Annotated in this window: 12 protein-coding genes; 9 read left to right on the top strand and 3 right to left on the bottom strand. The window is 65.5% G+C overall.

Annotation, left to right across the window (positions count from 1 at the left end; all coding sequences use genetic code 11):
* The first annotated feature begins 259 nt into the window (after positions 1–259).
* The 6 genes from OPIT5_28145 to OPIT5_28120 all read left to right on the top strand — a co-directional run bounded on the left by OPIT5_28145 (position 260) and on the right by OPIT5_28120 (position 16,726).
* Positions 260–928 carry an RNA polymerase subunit sigma-24 gene (locus tag OPIT5_28145; GenBank protein ID AHF93496.1) on the top strand — a complete coding sequence of 223 codons (669 nt, stop codon included), beginning with the start codon at positions 260–262 and terminating at the stop codon, positions 926–928.
* Positions 925–3,591 carry a von Willebrand factor A gene (locus tag OPIT5_28140; protein ID AHF93495.1) on the top strand — a complete coding sequence of 889 codons (2,667 nt, stop codon included), beginning with the start codon at positions 925–927 and terminating at the stop codon, positions 3,589–3,591. Before OPIT5_28145 ends, OPIT5_28140 begins: the two co-directional genes overlap by 4 nt.
* Positions 3,588–11,072: a hypothetical protein gene (locus tag OPIT5_28135; protein AHF93494.1), complete on the top strand. Its 7,485-nt coding sequence runs from the start codon at positions 3,588–3,590 to the stop codon at positions 11,070–11,072. The genes OPIT5_28140 and OPIT5_28135 overlap by 4 nt, the downstream gene beginning before the upstream one ends.
* A 209-nt stretch (positions 11,073–11,281) precedes the next feature.
* Positions 11,282–12,058 carry a hypothetical protein gene (locus OPIT5_28130; protein ID AHF93493.1) on the top strand — a complete coding sequence of 259 codons (777 nt, stop codon included), beginning with the start codon at positions 11,282–11,284 and terminating at the stop codon, positions 12,056–12,058.
* A gap of 33 nt (positions 12,059–12,091) precedes the next feature.
* Positions 12,092–14,653 carry a V-type H(+)-translocating pyrophosphatase gene (locus OPIT5_28125; protein AHF93492.1) on the top strand — a complete coding sequence of 854 codons (2,562 nt, stop codon included), beginning with the start codon at positions 12,092–12,094 and terminating at the stop codon, positions 14,651–14,653.
* A 225-nt stretch (positions 14,654–14,878) separates the two neighbouring features.
* The gene (locus OPIT5_28120) at positions 14,879–16,726 is read left to right on the top strand and encodes a citrate transporter (protein AHF93491.1); all 1,848 of its coding nucleotides are present in this window, start codon (positions 14,879–14,881) and stop codon (positions 16,724–16,726) included.
* Positions 16,727–17,491: 765 nt separating this feature from the next.
* Here OPIT5_28120 and OPIT5_28115 read toward each other — a convergent pair.
* Positions 17,492–17,683 (bottom strand): hypothetical protein, encoded by a 192-nt coding sequence (locus tag OPIT5_28115; GenBank protein AHF94840.1) that lies wholly within the window; start codon positions 17,681–17,683, stop codon positions 17,492–17,494.
* A 524-nt stretch (positions 17,684–18,207) separates the two neighbouring features.
* On the opposite strand from OPIT5_28115, the gene OPIT5_28110 reads away from it, so the two are divergent.
* From OPIT5_28110 to OPIT5_28100, 3 genes are all read left to right on the top strand, one after another.
* Positions 18,208–18,879 (top strand): hypothetical protein, encoded by a 672-nt coding sequence (locus OPIT5_28110; GenBank protein AHF93490.1) that lies wholly within the window; start codon positions 18,208–18,210, stop codon positions 18,877–18,879.
* 143 nt (positions 18,880–19,022) lie between these two features.
* Complete coding sequence (locus OPIT5_28105; protein AHF93489.1) at positions 19,023–20,018, top strand: anchor protein; 996 nt, start codon at positions 19,023–19,025, stop codon at positions 20,016–20,018.
* Positions 20,019–20,141: 123 nt separating this feature from the next.
* Positions 20,142–20,633: a transposase ISSod13 gene (locus OPIT5_28100; protein AHF93488.1), complete on the top strand. Its 492-nt coding sequence runs from the start codon at positions 20,142–20,144 to the stop codon at positions 20,631–20,633.
* Between the two features lie 289 nt (positions 20,634–20,922).
* Here OPIT5_28100 and OPIT5_28095 read toward each other — a convergent pair whose 3' ends face one another.
* Together OPIT5_28095 and OPIT5_28090 are read right to left on the bottom strand one after the other, a co-directional pair.
* Entirely contained in the window at positions 20,923–21,240 is a 318-nt protein-coding gene (locus tag OPIT5_28095) for a hypothetical protein (protein AHF93487.1), read from the bottom strand.
* Positions 21,241–21,641: 401 nt separating this feature from the next.
* Positions 21,642–22,397: a C4-dicarboxylate ABC transporter permease gene (locus tag OPIT5_28090; protein ID AHF93486.1), complete on the bottom strand. Its 756-nt coding sequence runs from the start codon at positions 22,395–22,397 to the stop codon at positions 21,642–21,644.
* Positions 22,398–22,691: the final 294 nt, after the last annotated feature.

The following is a 22,691-nucleotide window of genomic DNA, read 5'->3' as shown; positions in this document are numbered from 1 at the left end:
GCGGCACTCACCCCGTGCCGCATCTTTCTTGTCCCCGCCGCGTTCTCGCCGCAGTCCCCTCCCCGAAACCCTCCCGCCTCGACCTCGCTTCCCCCCCCCGACATGCTTGTGGCGGTCGTTCCCGCCTGACGAAAACTTTACATCAAAAACCTCCCAGGAAACCCCGGTTTCGGGTGTCTTCATGGACGTGATCACCTCTTCCCGTTCCACCCACACCATTGCCTGATCGTCCCGGTCCCGCGCCCTCTCTTCCTCACGCATGGCCGACGACGCTCTCCAGCCTCAGCCCGACGATCCTGCCGCCGTCTCATCGCCGCCGCCGGACGCCTCTTCCCTGAAAGACCTCTTTCTCGCCGAAGAGTCGCGCCTGCTGCATTTCGCCACCGGTCTCACCGGCGGTGATTTCGCCCTCGCGCAGGACCTCGTCCAGGACGCGTTTCTTCGCCTGCACCGGGCAACCCTCTCCACCGCCGATATTCCTGCCGCTCCCGCCATCACGCAGCCCCGTGCCTGGCTCTTCCGCACCATCCGCAACCTCGCCCACAATCACCGCCGCAAGCACGCTCGCGTTTCCCTCATCGACACCACCGCTCACGAAAACATCGCCGATCCCGCGACCGCCGCTCCGCCCGCCGCCGGTCTGGAACGCGCCGAATCGCTCCTCCTCATGCGCCTCTGCCTCGACGGCCTTCCTCCCGCCGACCGCGAACTCATCCGGCAAAAATTCGAAAACGAACTGTCCTACGACGAAATCGCCCGTCGCACCGGCTTCACCGTCAGCAACGTCGGTTACCGGCTCCACCACGCGATCCGCCGCCTCGCGGCCACCTTTCGCCACGCCGGCGACAATCCTGCGCCGGCCGTTCCCCGATCCACTCTTCCCGCAGCCGCCGCCCCTGCCGGCGCGCCCGCCACCGAAACGCCATGAACAACGACAACCACACTGCCGACGACGCCACCCGCGACACCGCCGGGGCCGACGAACGCGAAGCCCGCGTGCTGGCCGTCGTTCTGGGCGAGGCTCCGCCCGCCGAGATCGAAGCCGTCGAGCAACTCCTCGCCTCCGATCCTGCTTTGCGCGCCTGGCGCGACGAACTCGTTTCAGCCACTCTTCCGCTCCTCCGCGACGCCGTGCGACCGGACGCCATTCTCGCCGGCCCGGGCACCGCCGCTCTGCACCTCGACGCCGCCCGCCGCACGAAGCTGCTGGAAACCCTGGCGGCTGCCGGAAGTGGCGCCACCGCCCAGCCTGCATCCGCCAACAGCATTCCATGGCCAGCCCTGATTCGTAAAAACATTCCCGCTTTCGCCGCCTGCGCAGCATTGCTGCTGGGGCTGCTTGCGACCGGAGTTTTTTCCGCGCTGAACCGCTCCCGTGTCACGGCCTCCGCAGTCTCCACGGTCAGGTATGCCGCGCCCGAAGCTCCCGAGGTGATCGTTGCTGATCCCGCGAGCATTCTCCCTGACACGTCGGCCGCCGCCAACGCGCCGGCGGTTTCCGGGCGACTTGCTCTCCCGGAGATCGCTTTTCCGGCGGCAGGCACCTTGGAACTCCGCGGCCCGGACGCATCTGGCCCGGCATCCATCCGTAATGCCATCCGGGAAAACAACTCTGCCGGAGCCACCGTCGCGGTCGGCAGCATGGTCGCGAATAGCGCGGTCGGGTCATCACCCGGGGTCGGATTCGACACGTTCAACGCCTTGCGGGTTGCCGATGAGCGGCGAGCCCCGGCGTCACCAGCCAAAGTTTTCCTCCACCCAGCTCCGGTGTCCGCACCCCTTCCGATTCCTGCGCAGGCTCCGACCACCCCCGTGCCTGTATCAGAAGCTCGTTCTGTCTTCGGGGTACGTACCCGAATGTCTGGCGACAGCCTGGCTCGCGTTGCGATCCCGATGAACGACGGGTCCAGTCTGCAACCCGCGGATGCTTACCGTGGCGGAACAACGGAGAGGATAGCTGCTGCCGCCACCCCTGCCGCCCCGCGCGTACAGATGGACTACTACGACTACAAGGGCGCAGAACAGAAAACCCCGCCCCTGTCGGAAAACGTTCTTTCCGGACTTATGTCCACGTCTTCAACCGGTTTCGCGGCATCCGCCGAAGCCTCGCTCAAATCGAAACCGGATGCATTCGCGCCGAGTGCCGGGTCTTCACTCGCGAAAAACGAGTCGGTTGCGGGTATCAGGACGGATGCAGACGCATTCGGCGTCCCGGTGTATTCGGACAAACCGGCGAAGATGCGAATGCGGGAGGAAACCCTTGCCGCTGAAACCCCCTTCAGCACTTTCTCGCTCAATGTCAGCGACGCCTCCTTCCGGCTCGCGGCGGAGGCGTTGCGGCGCGGACAGTGGCCCGACTCCACGCGCATCCGCCCCGAGGAGTTCGTCAACGCGCTCGCCTTCAACGACCCGCCGCCCGCCGACGGCCAGGCCGTCGCGCTCACGCAGGAACAGGCGCGCCACCCTTTCGCGCACAACCGCAATCTCCTCCGTCTCAGCGTGCAGACGGCCAGCGCCGGACGTTCCTCGCGCCAGCCGCTCAACCTCACGCTGCTTCTCGATACCTCGGGCTCGATGGAGCGCGTCGATCGTCAGGAAACCGTGGCCGTCGCCCTCAACGCCCTCGCCGACGCCCTCCGCCCCGGCGACACCGTGAGCCTCCTCGGTTTCGCGCTCCGCCCCACTCTCTACATCGACGCCGCCAGCGGCCCTGCCGCCGCCGAAATGTTGCGCCGCATCGCCCGCGACGGCATCCCGCCCGAAGGCGGCACCAACCTCGAACGCGCGCTTGCCGAGGCTTGCTCGAAAAACGCAGCCACGCGCGCCGCCGGCTCGCTCAACCGTGTCGTCCTCCTCACCGACGGCGCCGCCAATCTCGGCGACGCCAATCCGGAGACCCTTGCCGCTATCGTCGAAAAATACAAAAAGACCGGCATCGGCATCGATTGCTACGGCATCGGTTTCGATGGCTACAACGACGCCATGCTCGAAACCCTCGCCCGCGCCGGATACGGACGCTACGCATGGCTCAACAATCCTGCCGACGCCCGGGACGATTTTGCCGGAAAACTCGCCGGCGCGCTCCAGGTGGCCGCGCAAAACGTGAAAGTGCAGATCGAATTCAACCCCGCCCGCGTCGGTGTGTATCGATTGCTCGGTTACGAAAAACATCTGCTTCGGAAAGAGGAATTTCGTGACAACACCGTGGCCGCCGCCGAACTCGGCGCGGCGGAGAGCGGCACCGCCGTCTACACGGTTGAAGCCAGATCCGATGCCGACGGCGGCATGGGCGAACTCGGCGTGGCGCGGGTGCGTTATCAGGATCCGGCCACCGGAGAATACCACGAGAGCGAGTGGAGCATCCCGTACGATCCCGCTGCGCCCGCTTTCGATCAGGCGGCTCCGGGCGTGCGTCTGGCCGCGACGGCGGCGCTTTTTGCCGAAACGCTCGCGGGCGACCCCAACGCGCAGGCGGTATCGCTGCCCGCGCTTGCGACCGGCCTGCGCCAGGTGCTGGCGGCGCACGGTGCGTTTCCGGCGAACAGGCAGTTGCTCACCCTGCTGGAGGAGGCGGCGAGACTGGAGCGATGAAGATCCTCGACGAAAACGCCCGTGGCGCAGGAAGGAGCGGCGGCATTTTTCTGCCAATCCCGCTGCGACGACGCGTAGCGTCGCCCATCCGGGGAACGCCCTCAAAGGGGGAGCCCCCCTTCCCGCCATCCACGGGAGAGGAAACCCGCACTGTTTTCCTGGACGTTGCGGCCCCGTCGCCCCTCGACACGCCCGGAGCCCTGAGTCGGCCGACCGGGCAGCGGCCGGAATGCCGCCGCTCCTCTATTTTTACCATGAAACACCTCACCCTCCTCCTCGCATTGTCCGTGATGCCGCCGGCTGTCGCGGCGTCCGTCAATTCCCGATCCGCAGCGTCCACCGACGCGGCGCAGATCTCGCTGCACGCCACGATTCCGGGCGATGCCGCAAAAGCGCCGGCGATCGTTTCCATCCGGGTCGAACAAAAGGCGGAAATCGAACCCTCGCGCCTCTCCTCGTACGCTTCGATCAAGGCGACGGTCCTGAGTGGCGAAGCGGATACGCTGTCATTGCGTATTTCGCAAAAACTTGCGGATACGTTTGAGCACGTCCGGGTCGAAGGCGGAAACGTCCGCGACTGGGCGCTGCGGCAGGCAAACAAGGGGGCGGTGACATTTCTCGACGTGCGCCTGAACACGCCTCTGAAAAAAGGTGAGAAAACGGAGATGGGGGTCTTCTTTTCCCGATGGATGCGCACGCCGCAGAATTCCGGAATTTGGGGGACTTCGGTGCCCGTGCTTTCGGCGTCCGGCGAATCCGGTGCATTCGAAGGCACGTTGCGGATTTCCTGGGACGGACTTCTGTCGGTGAAGCCATCATCCGTTCACGGACTCGCGCGCGTCGATACGAAGAATGTGGCAGGCGGGGCGGCGCCGGAGAACGAGATGCGTTTCCTGATCGAGCGGGACGCCTCGTGTTTGCTGTCCATTACACGTTCCGGGGACACCGCCATATGGGAAAAATTGTCCGTAACCGGCGATTTCACGGAAAAAGAGAGACGTTTCGGTTTCGTGCTCGAAGGCGAGGTGCACGCCCGGTTCGACGGAGCAACATTGCCGTTGCTCGGCGGCGGCGCGGCGCTGCGCACGGCGGTCGAATCGGCAAACTTTTTCGTTCGTGTCCACGGTAACACCCGCACCGGAAAAAATGTCGGCTACGAACTCGTTTTCCCGAAAGCCGGCACGTTTCCGGTGCGGCTGGAATTCGACGCCCGCGTGGATGATTCGGGCGACTGGCGGAGTGTCCGGTTCGCGCTGCCGGCGGCGCGCATCGCGAGATTGTCGGTCGGGGGATTCCCCGGCGGAACAAAATTCGCAACCGGCGAAATGCCGCCCTTCGAACCCGAGGCCGGCGGACGGTTTACGGGGCGTCTCGCCGCCGATGGCGGCGTGGCGTTCTCGTGGCTGACGACGCGCGAGGAGGCCGACGGACGCCTGTTTTATTCGACGTCGGAAGTGTCGGAAATCGTCGTGGGGCCGGGGCTGTTGCGACAATCGGGCGTCTACACCTGGAAGGTGTTGCAGGGAAAACTGGATACGTTGCGGCTGGCGTTGGCGGGCGAAGGGGAAATCCTGCGGGTGACGGGGTCCAATGTGCTTTCATGGGAGGTGACGGACGCGGAGATGGCGGCGGATTTTCAGAGGCCGGGACCGGAAGCCCCTGCCACACCGCGCGTGCTCGTCGTCCGCCTCGCGCAGGCGCAGGGCGGGGGAGACTACACGGTGACGATCGACTCGCAGACTCCGCTCGGGGATTTCCCGGCCAACGTGTCACCGCTGGCGCTGGCGCCGCTTGGCGGTGTGCGGCACAGCGGGTACGTCCGCGTGACGAATGCAGGCGCAGTTCGGCTGGAGACGTCGCCGCGGGCGGGGCTGACGCAGGTGGCTCCGGCGGTGTTTCCGAAAAAGGCGGCCGGCGACGACGCGGGCGCGCAGCAATTCGTTTACCGGATTTCCGATGCGGGGACGTCGATGGACATCCGGGCCGACAACATCCTGCCGGAGACGGGCGTGTCGGCGGTGGTGATTTACGACGTGGGCGACAGCGACCTGACGATCGGGGCCGACATCGAGCTGGATGTGCGCGAGGCGCCGCTGCGCGAATTTTTGATCGGTATCCCCGCGGGTTATACGGTGAGCAGCCTTCGCGGCGATGGCGGCGAGGGCGCCGGCGGGAGCGGTATCGAATGGAGTGTCGGCGAACCGCATGACGGGCGGCGCGAGTTGAAGGTGGTGTTTGCCCAACCGGTGTCCGGACGCAGTCTCTTGCGCTGCCGGCTGGAGCGCGACCGGGCGGCGGATTTTTCGGCGTGGTCGCTGGAGCCGCTGACGTTTCCGGACGCGAAATCGATGCGAGGTTTCGTCGGTGTGACGGCGGCGGCGGGGCTGCGCGTGACACCTTCGGGCGAGACGACGGGCATCGTCGAGATCGCCACCGCCTTTTTCCCGAAAAAGACGGCCGGGCTTCAGCAGGCCTTCCGGCTGCGGGAGGCGGCATGGAGCGCGTCGATGACAATCGAGCGGCTCGACATGGCGGTGAACTGCGAGGCGCTGCATCTGTTCGCCGTGCGCGAGGGCATGGTGAGCGCGAGCACGATGATCAACTACGCGATTGTCGGAGCGCCGCTGGGGGCGTTCCGGTTCGAGGTGCCGGCGGAGTGGCGCAACCTGGAGTTTTCCGGGCGCGACATCCGCTCCTGGAAACGCGAGGGCGACATTGTGGAAGTGAGCCTGCACAAGCCGGTGAGCGGCGCGTTCACGCTGCTGGGCACCGGTGACTTTTTGTACGATCCGCGCGGCGGCGTGCTCGGGTTCGCGGGGTTGCATCCGCCCGGGGTGCAGTCGGAACAGGGATATGTCCTCGTGACGAGCGATCTGCCATTCAGCGTGACGCGTGAAACCGTGCCGGCCGGCCTTGTGGCGGTGGAGCCGCGCGAGATCCCGGCGGAGTACCGGATGATGTATGACGCCTCGCTGCTGGCGGCGTTCCAGTATGCGGAGCGTCCCCGGGAATTGCGCCTGGGGCTGACGCCGCGGCCGCGCGGCGCGACGGTCAGTCAGGTGGTGGATTTCGCGTCGCTCGACACGCGCGTGGCCCGCGACGGCCAGCTTGTGACCGAGGCGCGTTATGTGGTGAAGAGCCACGGGCATCCGCACCTGCGGGTGAGCGTGCCGGAAGGGTTGCGCCTGTGGACCGCGCGGGTGGACGACGCCGAGGTGCTGCCGGTGGTGGACGGCTCGGCAACGCTCGTGCCGTTGCCATCGCGTCCGGACGCCAATGCCATCGTGACGGTGGACCTGCGGTTTGCGGGGTCGGCGGAGGATGCCGTGCGCGTGCGGCTGGACGCGCCGCGAATCGGCGCGCCGGTCATCCGTACGCGCTGGCAGGTGACGCCCGACGACGGCCGCCGGCTCGTGTTTGCCGGCGGAAATCTGGCTCCGGAAACCGTTGCGGCTCCCGCTTCCCGCCCCATCGGGCTGCGCACGATCCTGCGCGGCGCGCTGACGGGGAGCACGGTGATCGTGGCGCTGGGCGGCGCGCTCGGGCTGGCGGCGGCAGGGGCGTGTGTATTCGCCCTTTCGTTACGAATCCGGGCGGGCGGGCGCCGGCTGGCCGCGGGCATCGGCGGCGGACTGGCGTTGCTGGTTTCGGCCGCGGCCCTGGCCGGGCTGGGGGCGGTGTTTCTCAAGGCGCTCGGCATGGGCGTCCGCGGCGGAAGTCACGAAGGAAGCCGGGTGCTGGAGTTCACCGCGCCGATTCATGCGGGCGGCGGTGCGGGGCTTTTTCTCGAATTGCGCAATCTGGCGGCGCCGGCGGGCGGGGCCGCTGCGTCCGCGGGCGGTCCGGGCTGGGCAGTCTGGCTGCTGGCGGCGGCGGGCTTGGCGTGTTTTGTGCGGGCGCTGGCGCGGCGGCGTCACGCGGGTGTGGCGCGAGCGGCGGGCTGGGCATCGTTCGGCCTGGCAGCGTTGCTGGCGACCCACGGGCTGACGTGGTTCCCGGTCGTGGCGGCGGCGTTTGTCGCGGTGGAAATCGTGAGGCCGGGTGTGCGATGCTTTCGCGCGCCGGCGGCTGCGGCGCTGGCGGTGTTGCTGGCCGCCGGGCTGGCGGGGCCGGCGGCATCTCCGGCGCATGCGGAAAGCCCGGCTCCTGCCACGGGCGAAAAGCGGACGTCGCCGGAGGGCGAAGCCGCCGCGGGGGCGGGTATGGCGGCGGATTCGGTGGAGCAAACGATCCGGATCGGCGAAAACCGGGTGACGGGCGAAGGGGTGATGCGCGTGCGTGGCGAGGCCGGAGACCGGTTCGACCTGCTGGCCGCGCCCGCGGTGCTCACACGCTGCGACATCGCGGGCGGGGCGCGCGTGGTGCGCGATCCGGAACGACGCGGCGGTCCGGTGACGCAGATCGAGCTGACCGCGGCGGGCGCGGCTGCGGTGACGTTTGTCTGGGAATTGCCGGCGATGGCGGAGGGAACGGCATCGTTTGTATTGCCGACCGGCAAGGCGGCGGCGGATACGGCGGAAATCCTGGGGGTGCGGACGGAGGCGGAGATGCAGTTCGCCTCGAAGGCAGCGGTATCCGTCGGGACGGTGAAGGCGGGGGAGGGGACGACGGCGGCCTCGGGGGCGCGGCTGGTGTTTGCGCCGGTGGCGGCGCGCGAGGTCGCCTGGTCGCCAAAGGCGCGGGACCGGCGTTCGGAAAAAACGGTTTTTTACGCGGAGACGGCGGATCTGTTCGTGCCTGCTCCGGGTGTGCTGGAGGGGAGGCATCGGGTGCTGGCGCGTGCGGCGCAGGGGCTTCTGGATGAACTGGTGTTCGGAATCCCGGCAGGATTTACGGTGACGGGTGTGCAGGGGAAAAATGCCGGACTCTGGCGTTTCGATCCCGAGGCGCGTCGGCTGACGGTGCGGATCGCTCCGGCGAGCGCGCCGGAGGCGGAGTTGCTCATCGAAACGCAGGTGAGCGTGAGTTCGCTGCCCCGGGAGCTTTTGTTGCATCCGGTGACGGTCGAGGCGGCGGCGGGCCAGATCGGTCTGATCGCGGTGGCGGCGGGCGACGAAATCCAGGTGACGGAGGCGAAGCCGGTGTTCGCCGAAAAACTCCCGGCGGTGAGCGTGGACGATTTTCCGGCGGCTCTGCTCGACAGCGCGGCGGCGGCGGGTGACGCGGGGGAGGGCGGAGGGCGTCCGGTGGTGCGGCGCAGTTACCGTTATGGCCGGGCGGCGGATGGCGGATTGACGCTGCGGATCGCGGCGGTGGAGCCCGAGGTGCGCGTGACGGGCTCGCAGACGGTGTCGCTCGGCGAAGACCGCGTGGTGCTGGCGGCGGCGCTGTCCGTGGATATTACGCGGGCGGGGATTTTCCGGCTGACGTTTGCGTTGCCGGCCGGGCTGGAGGTCGAGTCGATCGGCGGACCGTCGCTCAGCCACTGGACGGAGACGGCGGCCGCCGCGGACGGCGGCGCGGGCTCAGGGCGGGTTGTTGTCCTGCACCTGCGCGGACGCACGCTCGGGCGGCAGTCGTTCAACCTGAGTTTTGCGGGTCCGGGCATCGCGGGGGTGACGAGGTGGGAGGCGCCGCGCGTGACGATCCGCGAGGCGTCGCGCCAGGCGGGAGAATTGCTGCTCACGCCGGAGGAAGGTGTGAGGCTGCATGTGACGCGGCGCGAGAACGCCACGCAGTTCGATCCGGGACGCGCGGCGGGGGTGCCGCGCGGGGCGCTGGCCTTCCGGTTGCTGCAACGCGAGTGGCGGCTGGCGTTCGATATCGAGAGCCTCGCGCCGTGGATCCAGTGTTCGTATTTGCAGGACATGACGGTGCGCGACGGGCAGGTGCGCGGTGCCGTGCAGTTCGACTACCTCATCGAAAACGCGGCGACGAAGGCGCTGCGTGTGCAGTTGCCGGCGGACGCGGGCAGCGTGCGGTTCAGCGGTGCGCTGGTGGCGGATGCCGTGCCGGTGGCGGGATCACCGGGCCTGTGGGAAGTGCGTTTGCAGCGGCGCGCGCTCGGCAAGGTCGTCTTTATGGCGACGTTCCGGCGGGCGGTCGCCGGAGCGGGTGGCGGCGGGACGGCGACGGAAGAGAGGATCGCCTCCGTGCGGGCAGCGGATGCGGGACTGCAACACGGCTGGCTGGCGTTGCGCACTTCGGGCCGCCTGGAACTGAAGCCGGGCGTGCTGCCGGCGGCGTTGCAGGTCACGGACTGGCAGGCGGTGCCGGCGGCATTGCGACAGGGAGCGCCGGAGCCGGCGGTGGTGCTGCGCATGGTGGAAAGCACGTTCACGTTGCCGGTCACGGTGGCGGTGCACGATCCGGCAAAACTGTTGCCGGTGCGGGTGGAAAAGGCCGATCTGCAAACGATGCTCTCCGACGAAGGCGTGATGCTCACGCGGGTGAGCCTCGCCGTGCGCCTGGCGGAAAAGCGTGTGTTGCGGCTGACGCTGCCGGCGGGCGCGGAGTGGTGGCACGGGTTCGTCAACGACGAGCCGGTGCGCGTGGCGGCGGACGGCGACGCGTTGTTGTTGCCGGTGACTCCGAATCCGGTCGAGGGTCAGCCGTCGGCTGTGGAGTTTTATTACTCGGCGCGGACCATGGATACGCCGGCCCGAGGGAGCTCCGGTCATCGTCTGGCCGGGCCGCGGTTTGACGTGCCGCTGGAGAACATCACCTGGCGCGTGCATTTGCCGGACGGACGCGAACTGGCCCGGCAGAGCAGCGACCTGCAGTTTGCGGGCAAAAGCGGAGGAACGGCGGCGGGCGAGGCATCGTTCCTGAGCGTTTCCGACTACAAGAGTTTCAACACGGCGGTGCTGCGGAAGAAAGGCGAGGAGGCGGACAAGCTGATCCGGCTCGGCAACCGGCTGCGCGGCGAGGGTGACCAGGAAAAGGCGCGCCAGGCGCTGGCGCTCGCCAACACGCTCTCGAAAGGCAACCGCGCGCTCAACGAGGATGCGCGCGTGCAACTCGACGCGCTGCGCATGGAGCAGATCGAAGTGGGCCTCAACCGGCGCCGCAATTTTGTCGTGTCGAACTCGGGCGTCGTCGCAGTCGCCGGCGGACCGGGCGGCGACGGATCGCTGATGCCGCAACAGGGGTTGTTGGTGTCGCCACAGGCGGCCGCGGCCGGCGGAGACGGGCTTTCGACCAACTACGCCGCCGCCGAGGTGGCGCAGTTGCGCGATGCGAATACGGCGGAGGACAACGCCGTGATGCGCAAGGTGGCCGGGCGGTTCCTCTCGCAGCAGCAGACGCAGGCCGGCGTGCCGGACTCGATCCGCACCACGATCCCCGACGGCGGCTCGGGCGAGACGCTGACCTTCACGCGCCGCCTGCAGGTCGGCGCAGACAGCGATCTTTCCGTGCAACTGTCGCTGGCCGACGCGGAGCCGGGCGACGGCGGATTGCCGTTGTGGCTCCGGGCGGCGGCGGGGGCGGCGCTGTTCGCGATGGCGCTGCTGACGTCGCGGATGATGCGGACGCGGTGACGGCCCGGTGCGGCGGCTTCCTCGCCGCCGCGCCATCCCGTCGATCTTCGCCAGCTGCACTCGTTTGCAGACCGCTGACGGCCCGTTTTGGGGGCAACACGCGCAAAATCCGACCGGCGTTATCCAAACCGTGCGCAGCAGGGCTTCGCCGTTTCTGGCAGGTTTCTGGTAATGTCCGGCAGAAGTGCCGGGCAACACCACCAAATCCTATGAAGCCCTACCTGTACCTCTCGTTGATGCCCGAGTCGCTGGTAGCGTCACACCTGGCCCCGGCCGAGTTTGGCGCCTATCTGGCAACCGGTAATCAAAAGCGCGCCCGCGGCCAGGCGCTCTTTTTCAAACTGACGGATGCTTACGCGGAACAGTTCCTCAAGGCAAAGTCACTGGCCCCGACGCTCGAGCGTCCCGAAGGTACCTCCCGCCGGTCGGATTACCTCGCCGTCTATCGTGTGCTGGAGCAGACGCCGCTCGAGGCGCTCGAATCGCTTCACCTCACCACCCATGACGGCCGCGTGCTCGACCTGAAACCCGGTGCGTTCAAGGTCGACCCCGGACCGCGTTTTCATCTCTACCAGGAATTTTGCCCCGTCACTCCGCGCGTGGTCAGCGAGCTGAATCCGCAGGAATTCGCCGCCACCATCACGGACACGACGAAGGACGTGTCGATGCCCGCCATCGTCTTCGCCGAGCTCAAGCTCAACCGCCTCGGCGACGATCCCGAGGCCGCCGGCGTGGACAACCTGCCGTATCCGAACATCGAGCACCTGCGCGACTGCCTCCGCGAACTGCGCAGCAAGCCCGGCAAGCAGACCAAGACCGTCATCCGTTACCTCCACCAGGATGTCCTCTTCCGCACCCTCCTCGGCGGATTCTTCGTCGGCAAGACCGGCGGCGGTTTCCTGCACTTCCCGATGCCTTCGCGCGAAGACCTCGAGAGCATTTACTACCCGTGGTGGCGCTCCGCCCAATCCTCCTTCGTCGACTAAGCCCATCACCTCAACCACCTACTGTCTCTCCCCATGCGTTCCATAATGTTCCGTCTCCTTCGCAACCGCAAGTTTGCGAAGATTTACCTGAGTTGTCTCGCGGCCTTTTTCGTGGTCGCGTTTTTTGTGCGCCCGTCGATGGCCCAGGAGATCGGCGACGCTTCCACCGCGGCGGGTCATGCGGCCAAGGAGGCTTTCAAATATTTCGGTCTCTTTTCGGACCCGAAGTACACGACGCTCGAAATCTGGTCGCTTCTCGCCGTGCTCGGCATCGCCGTCCTCGGCCTCCTCTACGCGCTCATGCTCGTGAAGCAGGTCAAGGAAGCCGACCAGGGCACGCCCAAGATGCAGGCCATCGCCGCCGCCGTGCGCGAGGGCGCCAACGCCTATCTTTCGGCCCAGTTCCGCAAGATCGGGCCGCTCATCATCATCATCACGATCATCCTGTTCTTCACCACGCAGAGCCATGAGATGGCGTTCAAGATCGGCCGCGCCGGCGCCTTCCTCGTCGGCTCGCTCTTCAGCTGGGCCGTCGGCTTCGTCGGTATGCGTCTGGCCACTACCGGCAACCTCCGCGTGGCCGCCGCCGCCCGCCGCTCCTACGGCGAGGCGATGCAACTCGGCTATCGCACCGGCACCGTCACCGGCATGCTCACCGACGGCCTCGGCCTGCTCGGCGGCACGCTGATCTTCCTCGCCTACGGCGAACAGGCTTACGAGGCCCTCCTCGGCTTCGGTTTCGGCGGCACCCTGCTCGCGCTCTTCATGCGCGTGGGCGGCGGCATCTACACCAAGGCCGCCGACGTGGGCGCCGACCTCGTGGGCAAGATCGAGAAAAACATCCCCGAAGACGATCCGCGCAACGCCGCCACCATCGCCGACAACGTCGGTGACAACGTCGGCGACTGCGCCGGCATGGCCGCCGATATCTTCGAGAGTTACGAAGTCACGATCGTGGCCGCCATGATCCTCGGTCTCGCCAGCTTCGGCCACAAGGGCGTCATCTTCCCGCTCCTCGTGCGCGGCATCGGCGTGCTCGGCTCGATCATCTCGACCTACACCGTGAAAGCCGGCCCGAACGACACCTCCGACACCGCGCTGAAAAGCGTTCACCGGGGCTTCTGGATCGGGTCGTTCATCTCGGTCCTGGGCTTTGTGATCCTCGGCGCCTTCTACCTGAAATTCGACGCCGCCTACCTCGCGCAGAACCCGACCGCCATCCCCGGTTTCCCCGGCGGCGATCCGACCGCTCTGCCCGGCTGGGCCACCTTCGGCCTGGAAAACACCGACATGCGTCCGGTGCTCACCTGCTTCATCGGCGTCATTCTCGCCATCGCGCTCAACAAGGTCACCAGCTACTTCACGCACACCACGCACTCGCCCGTGCAGGGTCTCGCCAAGAGCTGCCAGACCGGCCACGCGACGAACATCATCCAGGGCTTCGCCGTCGGTTACGAGAGCACCGTCGCCACCGTCGGCGTCATCGCCAGCTCGATCCTCCTCTCGTATCTGTGTTACGTCGGCACGCCGCCGCTCTTCGTCGCGTACGGTATCGCCATGACCGGCATCGGCATGCTCACGCTCACGGGCAACACCATCTCGATGGATGTCTTCGGCCCCGTCGCCGACAACGCCAACGGCATCGGTGAAATGGGTTACGACCCGGAGGAAATGGAGAAGCAGGAAAAAGGCTCCTACCGGAAGGCCCGCCAGATCCTCGCCGATCTCGACGCCGTGGGCAACACCACCAAGGCCGAGACCAAGGGCATCGCGATCGGCTCCGCCGTCATCGCGGCCGTGTCGCTCTTCGCCTCGTTCATCGCCGTCATCGCGGTGGGCAGCGAAGACAGGATCAGCGAGATGACCACCGAGCAGTATCTGATCGAGGCGGGCAAGCTCACCGTCGCGCATCCGATGGTCTTCATCGGCTTCCTCCTCGGCGGCGCCGTGCCGTTCCTCTTCAGCTCGATGCTCATCCGCGCCGTGGGCCGCGCCGCCTTCCTGATCGTCAAGGAGTGCCGCGTGCAGTTCCGCGACAAGGAAATCTGGGCCGGCACCAAGAAGCCCGACTACGGACGCGTCGTGGATATCTGCACCTCGACGGCGCAGAAGGAACTGGTCGGGCCCGGCTTCCTCGCGATCCTCACGCCCATCGCGGTCGGCTTCCTGCTCGGCACGCAGGCCCTCGGCGGCTTTCTCGCCGGCATGATCATCGTGGGGCAGCTCCTCGCCGTGTTCATGGCCAACGCCGGCGGCGCCTGGGACAACGCCAAGAAACTCATCGAGGACGGCCATTATGGTGGCAAGGGTTCCGAAGCGCACAAGGCCGCCGTCACCGGCGACACCGTGGGCGACCCGCTCAAGGACACCGCCGGCCCGGCGATCAACCCGCTCATCAAGGTGATGAACATGGTCAGCCTCCTCGCGCTCGGCCTGGTCATCAAGTACAACGTCCTCACGGCCAGCGAAGGCAACAGCGGACGCGTCATCGGCCTCATCGTCGCGCTCGTGTGCGCCATCGCCATCGGCTGGGCGATCTGGCAGAGCAAGCGCGAGCTCAAGGAAGCCGTCGAACTCCAGAAGGAGTTCAACTAGCAACCGCGGAGACGGCAGCGTCCGGAAACTCCGGATACGATTTCCGTCTTCTCACCCGGGCGGGCCTGCAAATGCGGGCCCGCCTTTTTGGAGCCGAAACCCCGGTTCGCAACCGGCCTCGCCATACCCGGCCTTGCCGACGGCGAAAACCGGAACTCCACCAGCCCGGCTTTTTCTTTTGCTGCCACCCTGCCACATCGTTTTTGTCCTCCCGACTCCCGCTTCGTGAATTTCGACCTGATCCTCGTTCTCGTCCTGCTGCTGACCTGCATGGTTCTGTTCATCGTCAACAAGCCGCGCATGGATGTCGTCGCGCTGCTGGTGATCCTTGCCCTTCCGCTGGGCGGGATCCTCACCGTGCCGGAGGCGCTCGCCGGCTTCAGCGATCCGGGCGTGGTGCTCATCGCCTCGCTGTTCGTCATCGGCGAAGGGCTCGTCCGCACCGGCGTCGCCTACCGGCTCGGCGACTGGCTGGTGCGCAAGGCCGGCAACAGCGAGACCCGCCTGCTCGTGCTGCTGATGCTCGCCGTCGCCGGGCTCGGCTCGGTGATGAGCTCCACCGGCATCGTGGCGATCTTTATCCCGGTCGTGCTCAGCGTGGCGGCGCGGTTGCGCATCCCGGCGGGGCGGCTGATGATGCCGCTGAGTTTTGCCGGACTGATCAGCGGCATGATGACGCTGGTGGCCACGCCACCCAACATGGTCGTGGACAGCACGCTGAAGCGCGAGGGGTTTGCCGGTTTCAGCTTTTTCAGCTTCACGCCGATCGGCGCGGTGATCCTGATCATGGGCATCGGCTACATGCTGGTGGCCCGCCGCTGGCTGACCGTGCGCAACGATCCCGCGCACGCCGGCGGGGCGCGGCGCAACCTGCACGACCTGATCCATGACTACAAACTGGCCGGGCGCGAGCACCGCCTGCGCATCCTCCCCGATTCGCCTCTGGTCGGCCAGACGTTGCAGGACCTCAACCTGCGCAGCCAGTACAAGGCCAACATCGTGGGCATCGAGCGGCAGGGGCGTTTCCAGAACGAGCTGCTCACGCCGCACGCCCACACGGAACTGCGCGCCGGCGACATATTGCTGGTGGATGTGTATGCGCCCGGCGTCGACCTGTCGGAACTGCGCGCCGGCATGCGGCTCGAATCGCTGCAACTGCGCGGCAGCTATTTCACCGACCAGTCGCGCGAGGTCGGCATGGCCGAAGTGGCCTTGCCGCCCGGTTCGGGCCTGATCGGCAAGACGGTGCTCGATCTCGGTTTCCGGACCCGGCACAGCCTCAACGTCGTCGGGCTGCGCCGCGAGCGCGAGGCGATGGAAGGCGCGCTGCTGGAGGAAAAACTCCGGATGGGCGACACCCTGCTCGTGATCGGCCCGTGGAAATCCATCCGCCAGTTGCAGCCGCTGACGCACGACTTCATCGTGCTGAGCCTGCCGGCCGAGGTGGACGAGGTGGCGCCCGCGCTCAGCCAGGCGCCCTGGGCCCTGCTCAGCCTGTTTGTCATGGTGGCGCTGATGGTCACCGGCATCGTGCCCAACGTCGTGGCCGCGCTCGGGGCGTGCCTGCTGATGGGTGTTTTCCGCTGCGTGGATATGGACAGCGCCTACAAATCGATCAACTGGCAGAGCCTGGTCCTGATCGCCGGCATGATTCCCTTTGCCCTCGCCCTGGAAAGGACCGGCGGGGTCAGCCTCGCGGTCGACGGCCTGATCAACCTGCTCGGCGATGCCGGGCCGCGCATGCTTCTGGCCAGCCTGTTCGTGCTGACGGCGCTGATCGGCCTGTTCGTTTCCAACACGGCGACGGCGGTGCTGATGGCGCCGATCGCGCTGAGCCTGGCCGGGCGGGTCGAAGCCTCGCCGCTGCCCTTCGCCATGATCGTGGCGCTGGCGGCGTCGGCGGCGTTCATGACGCCGGTCTCGTCGCCGGTGAATACGCTCGTGCTCGGGCCGGGCCAGTACCGTTTTGGCGATTTTGTGAAAATCGGCGTGCCTTTCACGCTGCTGGTGCTGGTGGTAAGCGTCCTGCTGGTACCCCTGATGTTTCCGCTGCACCCGGGCGGTTCACATTGAGCCGCGGCCGTTTTTTGCCGCGAAAGGGCGCAAAGCTCCCCATGCTCTGTGGTGCAGATTTTTACACCACAGAGGAGGGGAGTGGGCGCAGAGAGAAAGAGAGAGAGGTTACGCCCTCCCCGTATCTTGTTTCCTTGCCCGCAGCCCCTCCCTCCCCCCGCCTTCGGTTGCGCCGCGCCGCGCTCTTTTGCGGCTAAAAATGCGGTTCATTGGCGGTCGATTTCGGCCTTTTTCAAACCGGGATGGCCACAAAAAATACAAAATTCCTGTCTGCCCGACGGGGATCTTCCGCGCGCTTGGAGCGGTTCAAATAAAACTGTAGTCGTTTTTTAACCACGGATTTCGCGGATTATCACGGATTCAAATCATGCCTTGCCGCTTCCTTCTTATCCGTGTGCATCCGTGATATCCGTGGTTCTGTTTTCAGGATCCTGTAGAGCGGTTCAAATAAAACTGTAGTCGTTTTTTAACCACGGATTTCGCGGATTATCACGGATTCAAACCATGCCTTGCCGCTTCCTTCTTATCCGTGTGCATCCGTGATATCCGTGGTTCTGTTTTCAGGATCCTGTACGGCTACAATTTTTTAAAAAATGCTTTATAAGCGCGATGGAGGATTTCATGCGCGGGGTGTCTTTTCGTGTTTTTCGTGGCCATTCTTCTCCCTTCGGTTGCGGCCGGAGGAAGGAGGGGAAACAGACACGGGCAACCCGGGATTCGGAAAATTTACCACGTATGCCACCTTTCCCAAGTGACTTGCGCAAGTTACAGGGTCTGACCGGCGATGCGGGTTTCGCCGGTGACTTCCATGGCGGTGAGCCGGCGGATGGCGTCGAGGCCGCCGAGCCGGTCGACGTGGAGGCGCGAGAGATCGCGGGCGAAATCTTCCGCCGTCATCGTCGCCGCCGCGCAGAGGGTAATGCCGAGGTAGACGCAAACGCGCCGCAGCCAGATCATGGTTGGCCGATATCGCCAGCCAGGGCGGGATTGCACAAGCCGAAAGGATTCGGAGGGGGAGGGGGTGCGATTCAAACCCGTGTCAACGGAGAGCGGTTCCCCGGAGCGGCGGCGTCCGTCCGCCTGGCCCCGCAATGCCTGTGCATTGATTTGCGCCGGTCATGCGAGGGAAAACGGGCGGCGGCGGGCGCAAAACGGGCAATTGATGGACGCCGTTCCCCGCCGTCCCCGATACTCCCGCCTCATGCGCCAACTTCGCCCATCCCGCCGCCGCTCCAGCCGCCGCGCCTCCGGATTTAGCCGGAACGGTCTCCCGCCTTGGCGGATTTCTTTCCCGGCCGGCCGGATTTCTTTCCCGGCCGGCCGGGAAAGCAGTCCGGCCCCCCGTCAACCCCGTGCGCCAGGGCGCCGATCCATTGGGCAACAAGCCCTTGGCCCGGCATTCCGCCGGGAGCCGGCAAACCACCACCCCGACCGCCACGACAACCACCACCCGACAACCACCTGCCTGACGCACTCCTGATATGTCGAACACCTATTATATACCTGAACCCGACGCCAGCTTCCACGGCTGGCAGACCAATTTTGTTGTCGAGCTTGGCACCGGCACGCGGATCGCGCGCCTGGGCATCCCCCCGTCCAAGGTGACCGCGCTCGAAGGCCTGCAAGGCCAGTGGGACGAAGCCTGGCACCTCGCCAGCCAGCCCGCCACCCGCACTCCCCTGGCTGTCGAGGAAAAGACGCGCATCCGCGGCCTTTACGAGGAGTTCATCCGCGCCCTCGTCCGCCAGTACATCACCCCCAACGACGCGGCGACCGATGCCGACCGCGTGGCCCTGGGCCTGCCCATCCACAAAAAGACGCGCACGCCCATCCCGCCGCCCGCGACGCACCCCGTGGCCGAGCAACGCGGCAACCAGCCCGGGCTGGTGGAGCTGCATTTCCGCGACGAGGAAGGCGAACACCGGGGCAAGCCCGGCCTGGCGCACGGCGCGGAGATCGCTTACGACGTGCGCGAGACGCCCCCCGGCGACCCCGGCGAACTGGCCCACTCGGAGATCGACACCCGTTCGCCCTTCAAAAAGCAGTTCCGCGCCGACCAGCGCGGCCTGAAGATGTGGTACGCCCTGCGCTGGGAAAGCCCCACCGGCGGGAAAGGCCCCTGGAGCCCCCTCGCCTTCGTCGTCATCCCGTAACCAGTAACCAATGACGAATGACAAATTGTCCGGAACGTGGCGCGGGCGTCCCGCCCGCAGACGGCGAAGCCGCCGGAGCCCGCTCCTCATTCTCCAATCTGAAATCTGTAATCTCCAATCTGTAATCAATTTTCAAATACGCCATGAACACCATGAACATCATGACAAAACCAATACAGACACGCGCCGCCGCCCTCCTGGCGGCTGCAATGATCACGCTGGGGGCCGCGACGGCCACCGGGGCTACCGTGGGGACCGATTACCTGAGCGATGCGTCGCTGATGGTGCCGGTGACGGGCGGCCCTGAGTCGAACAGCGGCTACGGAGCGGTGAGTTACGACTACTCCATCGGCAAATACGAGGTGACGAACGCGCAGTATGCGTATTTTCTGAACACGATCGGGGTGACGACGGGCAACAACAGTCTGAACCTGTACAATTCAAGCCAGGCGTCGTACGGGCTGACCTGGAGCGGCGGCCAATTTGTGGGGGACAACCGCCCGGTGGTGTATGTGTCGTTTTATGACGCGGCGCGCTTCGTGAACTGGCTGACGAACGGAGGGACGGCGAACTCCTCTACGGAGAGCGGGCTGTATGTGTTTGACGGAGTCGCCAGCCTGGTGAGCACGCCGGATCATGCAGCGGCAGCAGCAGCCGGCACCGGATGGGTGATAGCGAACGAGAACGAGTGGTATCGGGCGGCCTATTACGATGGAGCGGGAGGCTGGTGGAATTACGCGACGCAGAGCAACGATTACAGCGGCACGCTGACAGCGAGCAACGGGCAGAACTACAATAATAGCGGGAATGGAAACAAGGCGCTGGAAGCGGGAAGTTTCATCAATGCGAGTTCGTATTTTGGAACGTACGATCAAGGAGGCAACGTATGGGAGTGGACCGATAGTATCGGTTCTGGTAATAGCCGTGTGTTGCGGGGCGGCTCGTTCAACAGCGCCGGCTACGACCTCTCCGCCGCGTCTGGTCGCACCAGCTACGGCCCGGCGGTTGAGAGCGCCGTCATCGGTTTCCGTGTTGCCAGCCTGACGGCCGTGCCTGAGCCGAGCACATGGGCCAGTGCGATGGGACTGACAATGCTTGTATTTGGAGTGATGGTACGTCGAGGCCGCCGCACCCTTTAACGTCAAGGGGACTCCTGAACATTAACCACGGAGACACAAAGACACAGAGAAAACCGGAAGAGGAGGTTTTGTGACTCTGTGGTTAATTTACAGATACATTTCCTGAAAGCCGGATACGTGAAAATGAGGACGATAAAACAGCGAGGAGAGGGGCCGGCGGCGGACTGGCGGGCGGCGGTGTCGCTGGCGCGGGGCATGGTGTTGGGGCAAGGCCCGGTCTCGACCGGCCCCGAGGTGGTGGCGACGGTTGTGGCGATCATGCGGGGAAATCCGGATACGACGTTTCGGGAGATCCAGGCGCAGGTGAAAGGCAGGCACGGCGTGCGGCTGACCCATGCCACGGTGGGCAACATCATGAGGCGGCACGGGCTGCAATGCGGGCGGGGAGCGCTGCGGCTGCGGGAGATGGAGGAGCGGCTGCTGGACGGGTGGCAGCGGGGCAGGGAAAGCCGCCCCCTGCCGGAGCCGGCGCTGACGGGGCTGCGGGAGGAACTGGCGAAGTGGCTTTTACACTACAACGGGGAGGCACCGCTGGAAGGGTACCGGAATGCGGGGAAGACGCCGCGGGCGTTCTGGCAGGGAGCGGGGCGGAAAACGCCGAACATCGAACACTGAACATTTAACATTTAACGCTCAATATTTAACATTTAGTGGGAAAACGGATACCGGGTTGCTGAATGTTGAGTGTAATACCAGGGTCCCGAATGTTTTTGATTTTACACAAAGGCCGCAAAGGACGCGAAGAAGGTAATTGGCAATCCTTTGCGCTCTTTGCGGCCTTTGTGTAAAAATCCGAAGGCTTTGGGGCTTTGGTATGAAATGTTGCATGTTAAATGTTCTGCCGGAGCACGCCGGACCTGCGAGCTTCTGCGTAGCGGGCATCCTGCCCGCGGGCGCGAGGACGCTACCCCCGCAGGAGTTTTTCCATGACGGTGTTCTCGGTGACTTCGTACTCGCTGTAGAGCGGTTCGTCGGACAGGCGCACGTAGCGGAAACCGAGTTTTGTCCAGAAAACGCCGGGGCAGGAGTCGGCCCTGGTCGGTGCGCGCAGCCGGATGGTGCGGATATGCGAGGGAAGGGTGCGCTCCCATTTGCGGATGATCGTCCGGCCGAGATTGTGGCCGCGCAGCTCCGGCGGCACAAAAAAGTACATGATCCACACGGTGTCTCCGGCCGTGCAGCTATGCAGATAGGGAATGGCGGTGTCTGTATCCCCGGTCACGGTGCGTTTATCGTAACCGGGTTGCGGAGAAATTCAACCGGGCAGCGCTTTGAAAACGCTGAAAAGCTGAAACCTGAAAGCCGCAGCAGAGGGAACCGCTAAAGGACGCTAATACCAGCGTTCCGAATGTTTTTGATTTTACACAAAGGCCGCAAAGGACGCGAAGAAGGTAACTGGCAATCCTTTGCGCTCTTTGCGGCCTTTGTGTAAAAATCCGAAGGCTTTGGGGCTTTGGTATAAACAAAGACATGGCCTGGCAGGATGTCCCAACGATGTCTTCACCCGGCAGGTGAATGCCCCGCTCTCCTGATTCCATCGTCAACCTGTTCTCATTTAGCGACCTTTAGCGTCCTTTAGCGGTTTCAACTTCTGCATCCGCTTTCAGTGTTCGGTTTTTCCCCTCAGTGGCACTCCACCTGCGCCGGCACCGGGTGGCCTTCGTGGCCGCCGGGGTGTCCATGTCCTTCGTGGCCGCCATGCGTCAGCACGCCGGAGGCGCGCAGCACGAGGAGCGCGCCGAGGACAACGAGCGTGAGGCCGGCGATCCGGGTGAGCCAGCGGCGCCGGCTGGCGGTGATCTGCCGGCCGGCGAGCGTGATCAGGAGCAGGCCGGGCATCGTGCCGAGGCCGAAGACGTACGCGCCGGTGACGACGCCGGTCGCCGATCCTTGCGCGACGAGAAAGCCGAGCGCCGAGAGCGAGAGGCCGCAGGGGATGAAGCCGTTGAGCCAGCCGATGAACACGCTTTTCCAGGGCGAGGTGGATTGCCAGAGCGAGCGGGCGAGCCCGCAGGCGCGGCCGCCGAGTCGCTCGGCCGTGGCGGCGAGCATGACGGGCCGCCATTCGAGCGCGTAGCCAAGGCCGATCAGGATCATCAGGCCGCCGGCGAGCCCGGCGATAAACCGGCGGGCGTCTGCCATGGGCATGCCGCTGTTGCCGGCCAGCGACGCCGCCGCCAGCAGGAGCAGGCCGATAAACGCATAGGTGGTGGCCTTGCCGGCCTGGTAGGCGAAGTGGCGCGTGATCGCGCCGAGCCGGCGTCCGCTGCCGCCCGCACCTGCGCCGACGGCGAGGGCGAAGGGCGCGCACATGCCGATGCAATGGCCGCTGCCGAGCAGGCCCATGACCAGAACCGTGGTGTAGTCCGCAAGCGTCATCGCGTCAGGGCAGCGTGCATCGCACGAAAAACCGGCGGGGACAAGGCCGGGGAAACTGGAGAGGGAAGGAATGTCGCGCCGTCCGGCGAAGTCCCGAGGCTCTCTTCAGAGAGGCTCTGAAAATTCATTTTTGAACAGAAGGAAACAAAGGGAACGAAGGAAGAACAAAGAAGGCTATGAATTATAATTCATTTATTCTAATTGAATTAAACAAGAATGAGGCGTCTGCTTCCCTGGTTGTTCTTCGTTCTCTTCGTCGCCTTTTGTTCAATTTTCAGAACCTCCCATAATATG

The sequence above is a fragment of the Opitutaceae bacterium TAV5 genome (genome assembly GCA_000242935.3).
Taxonomy (GTDB): Bacteria; Verrucomicrobiota; Verrucomicrobiia; order Opitutales; family Opitutaceae; genus Geminisphaera.
This window is presented reverse-complemented; position numbering and strand designations above follow the sequence as displayed.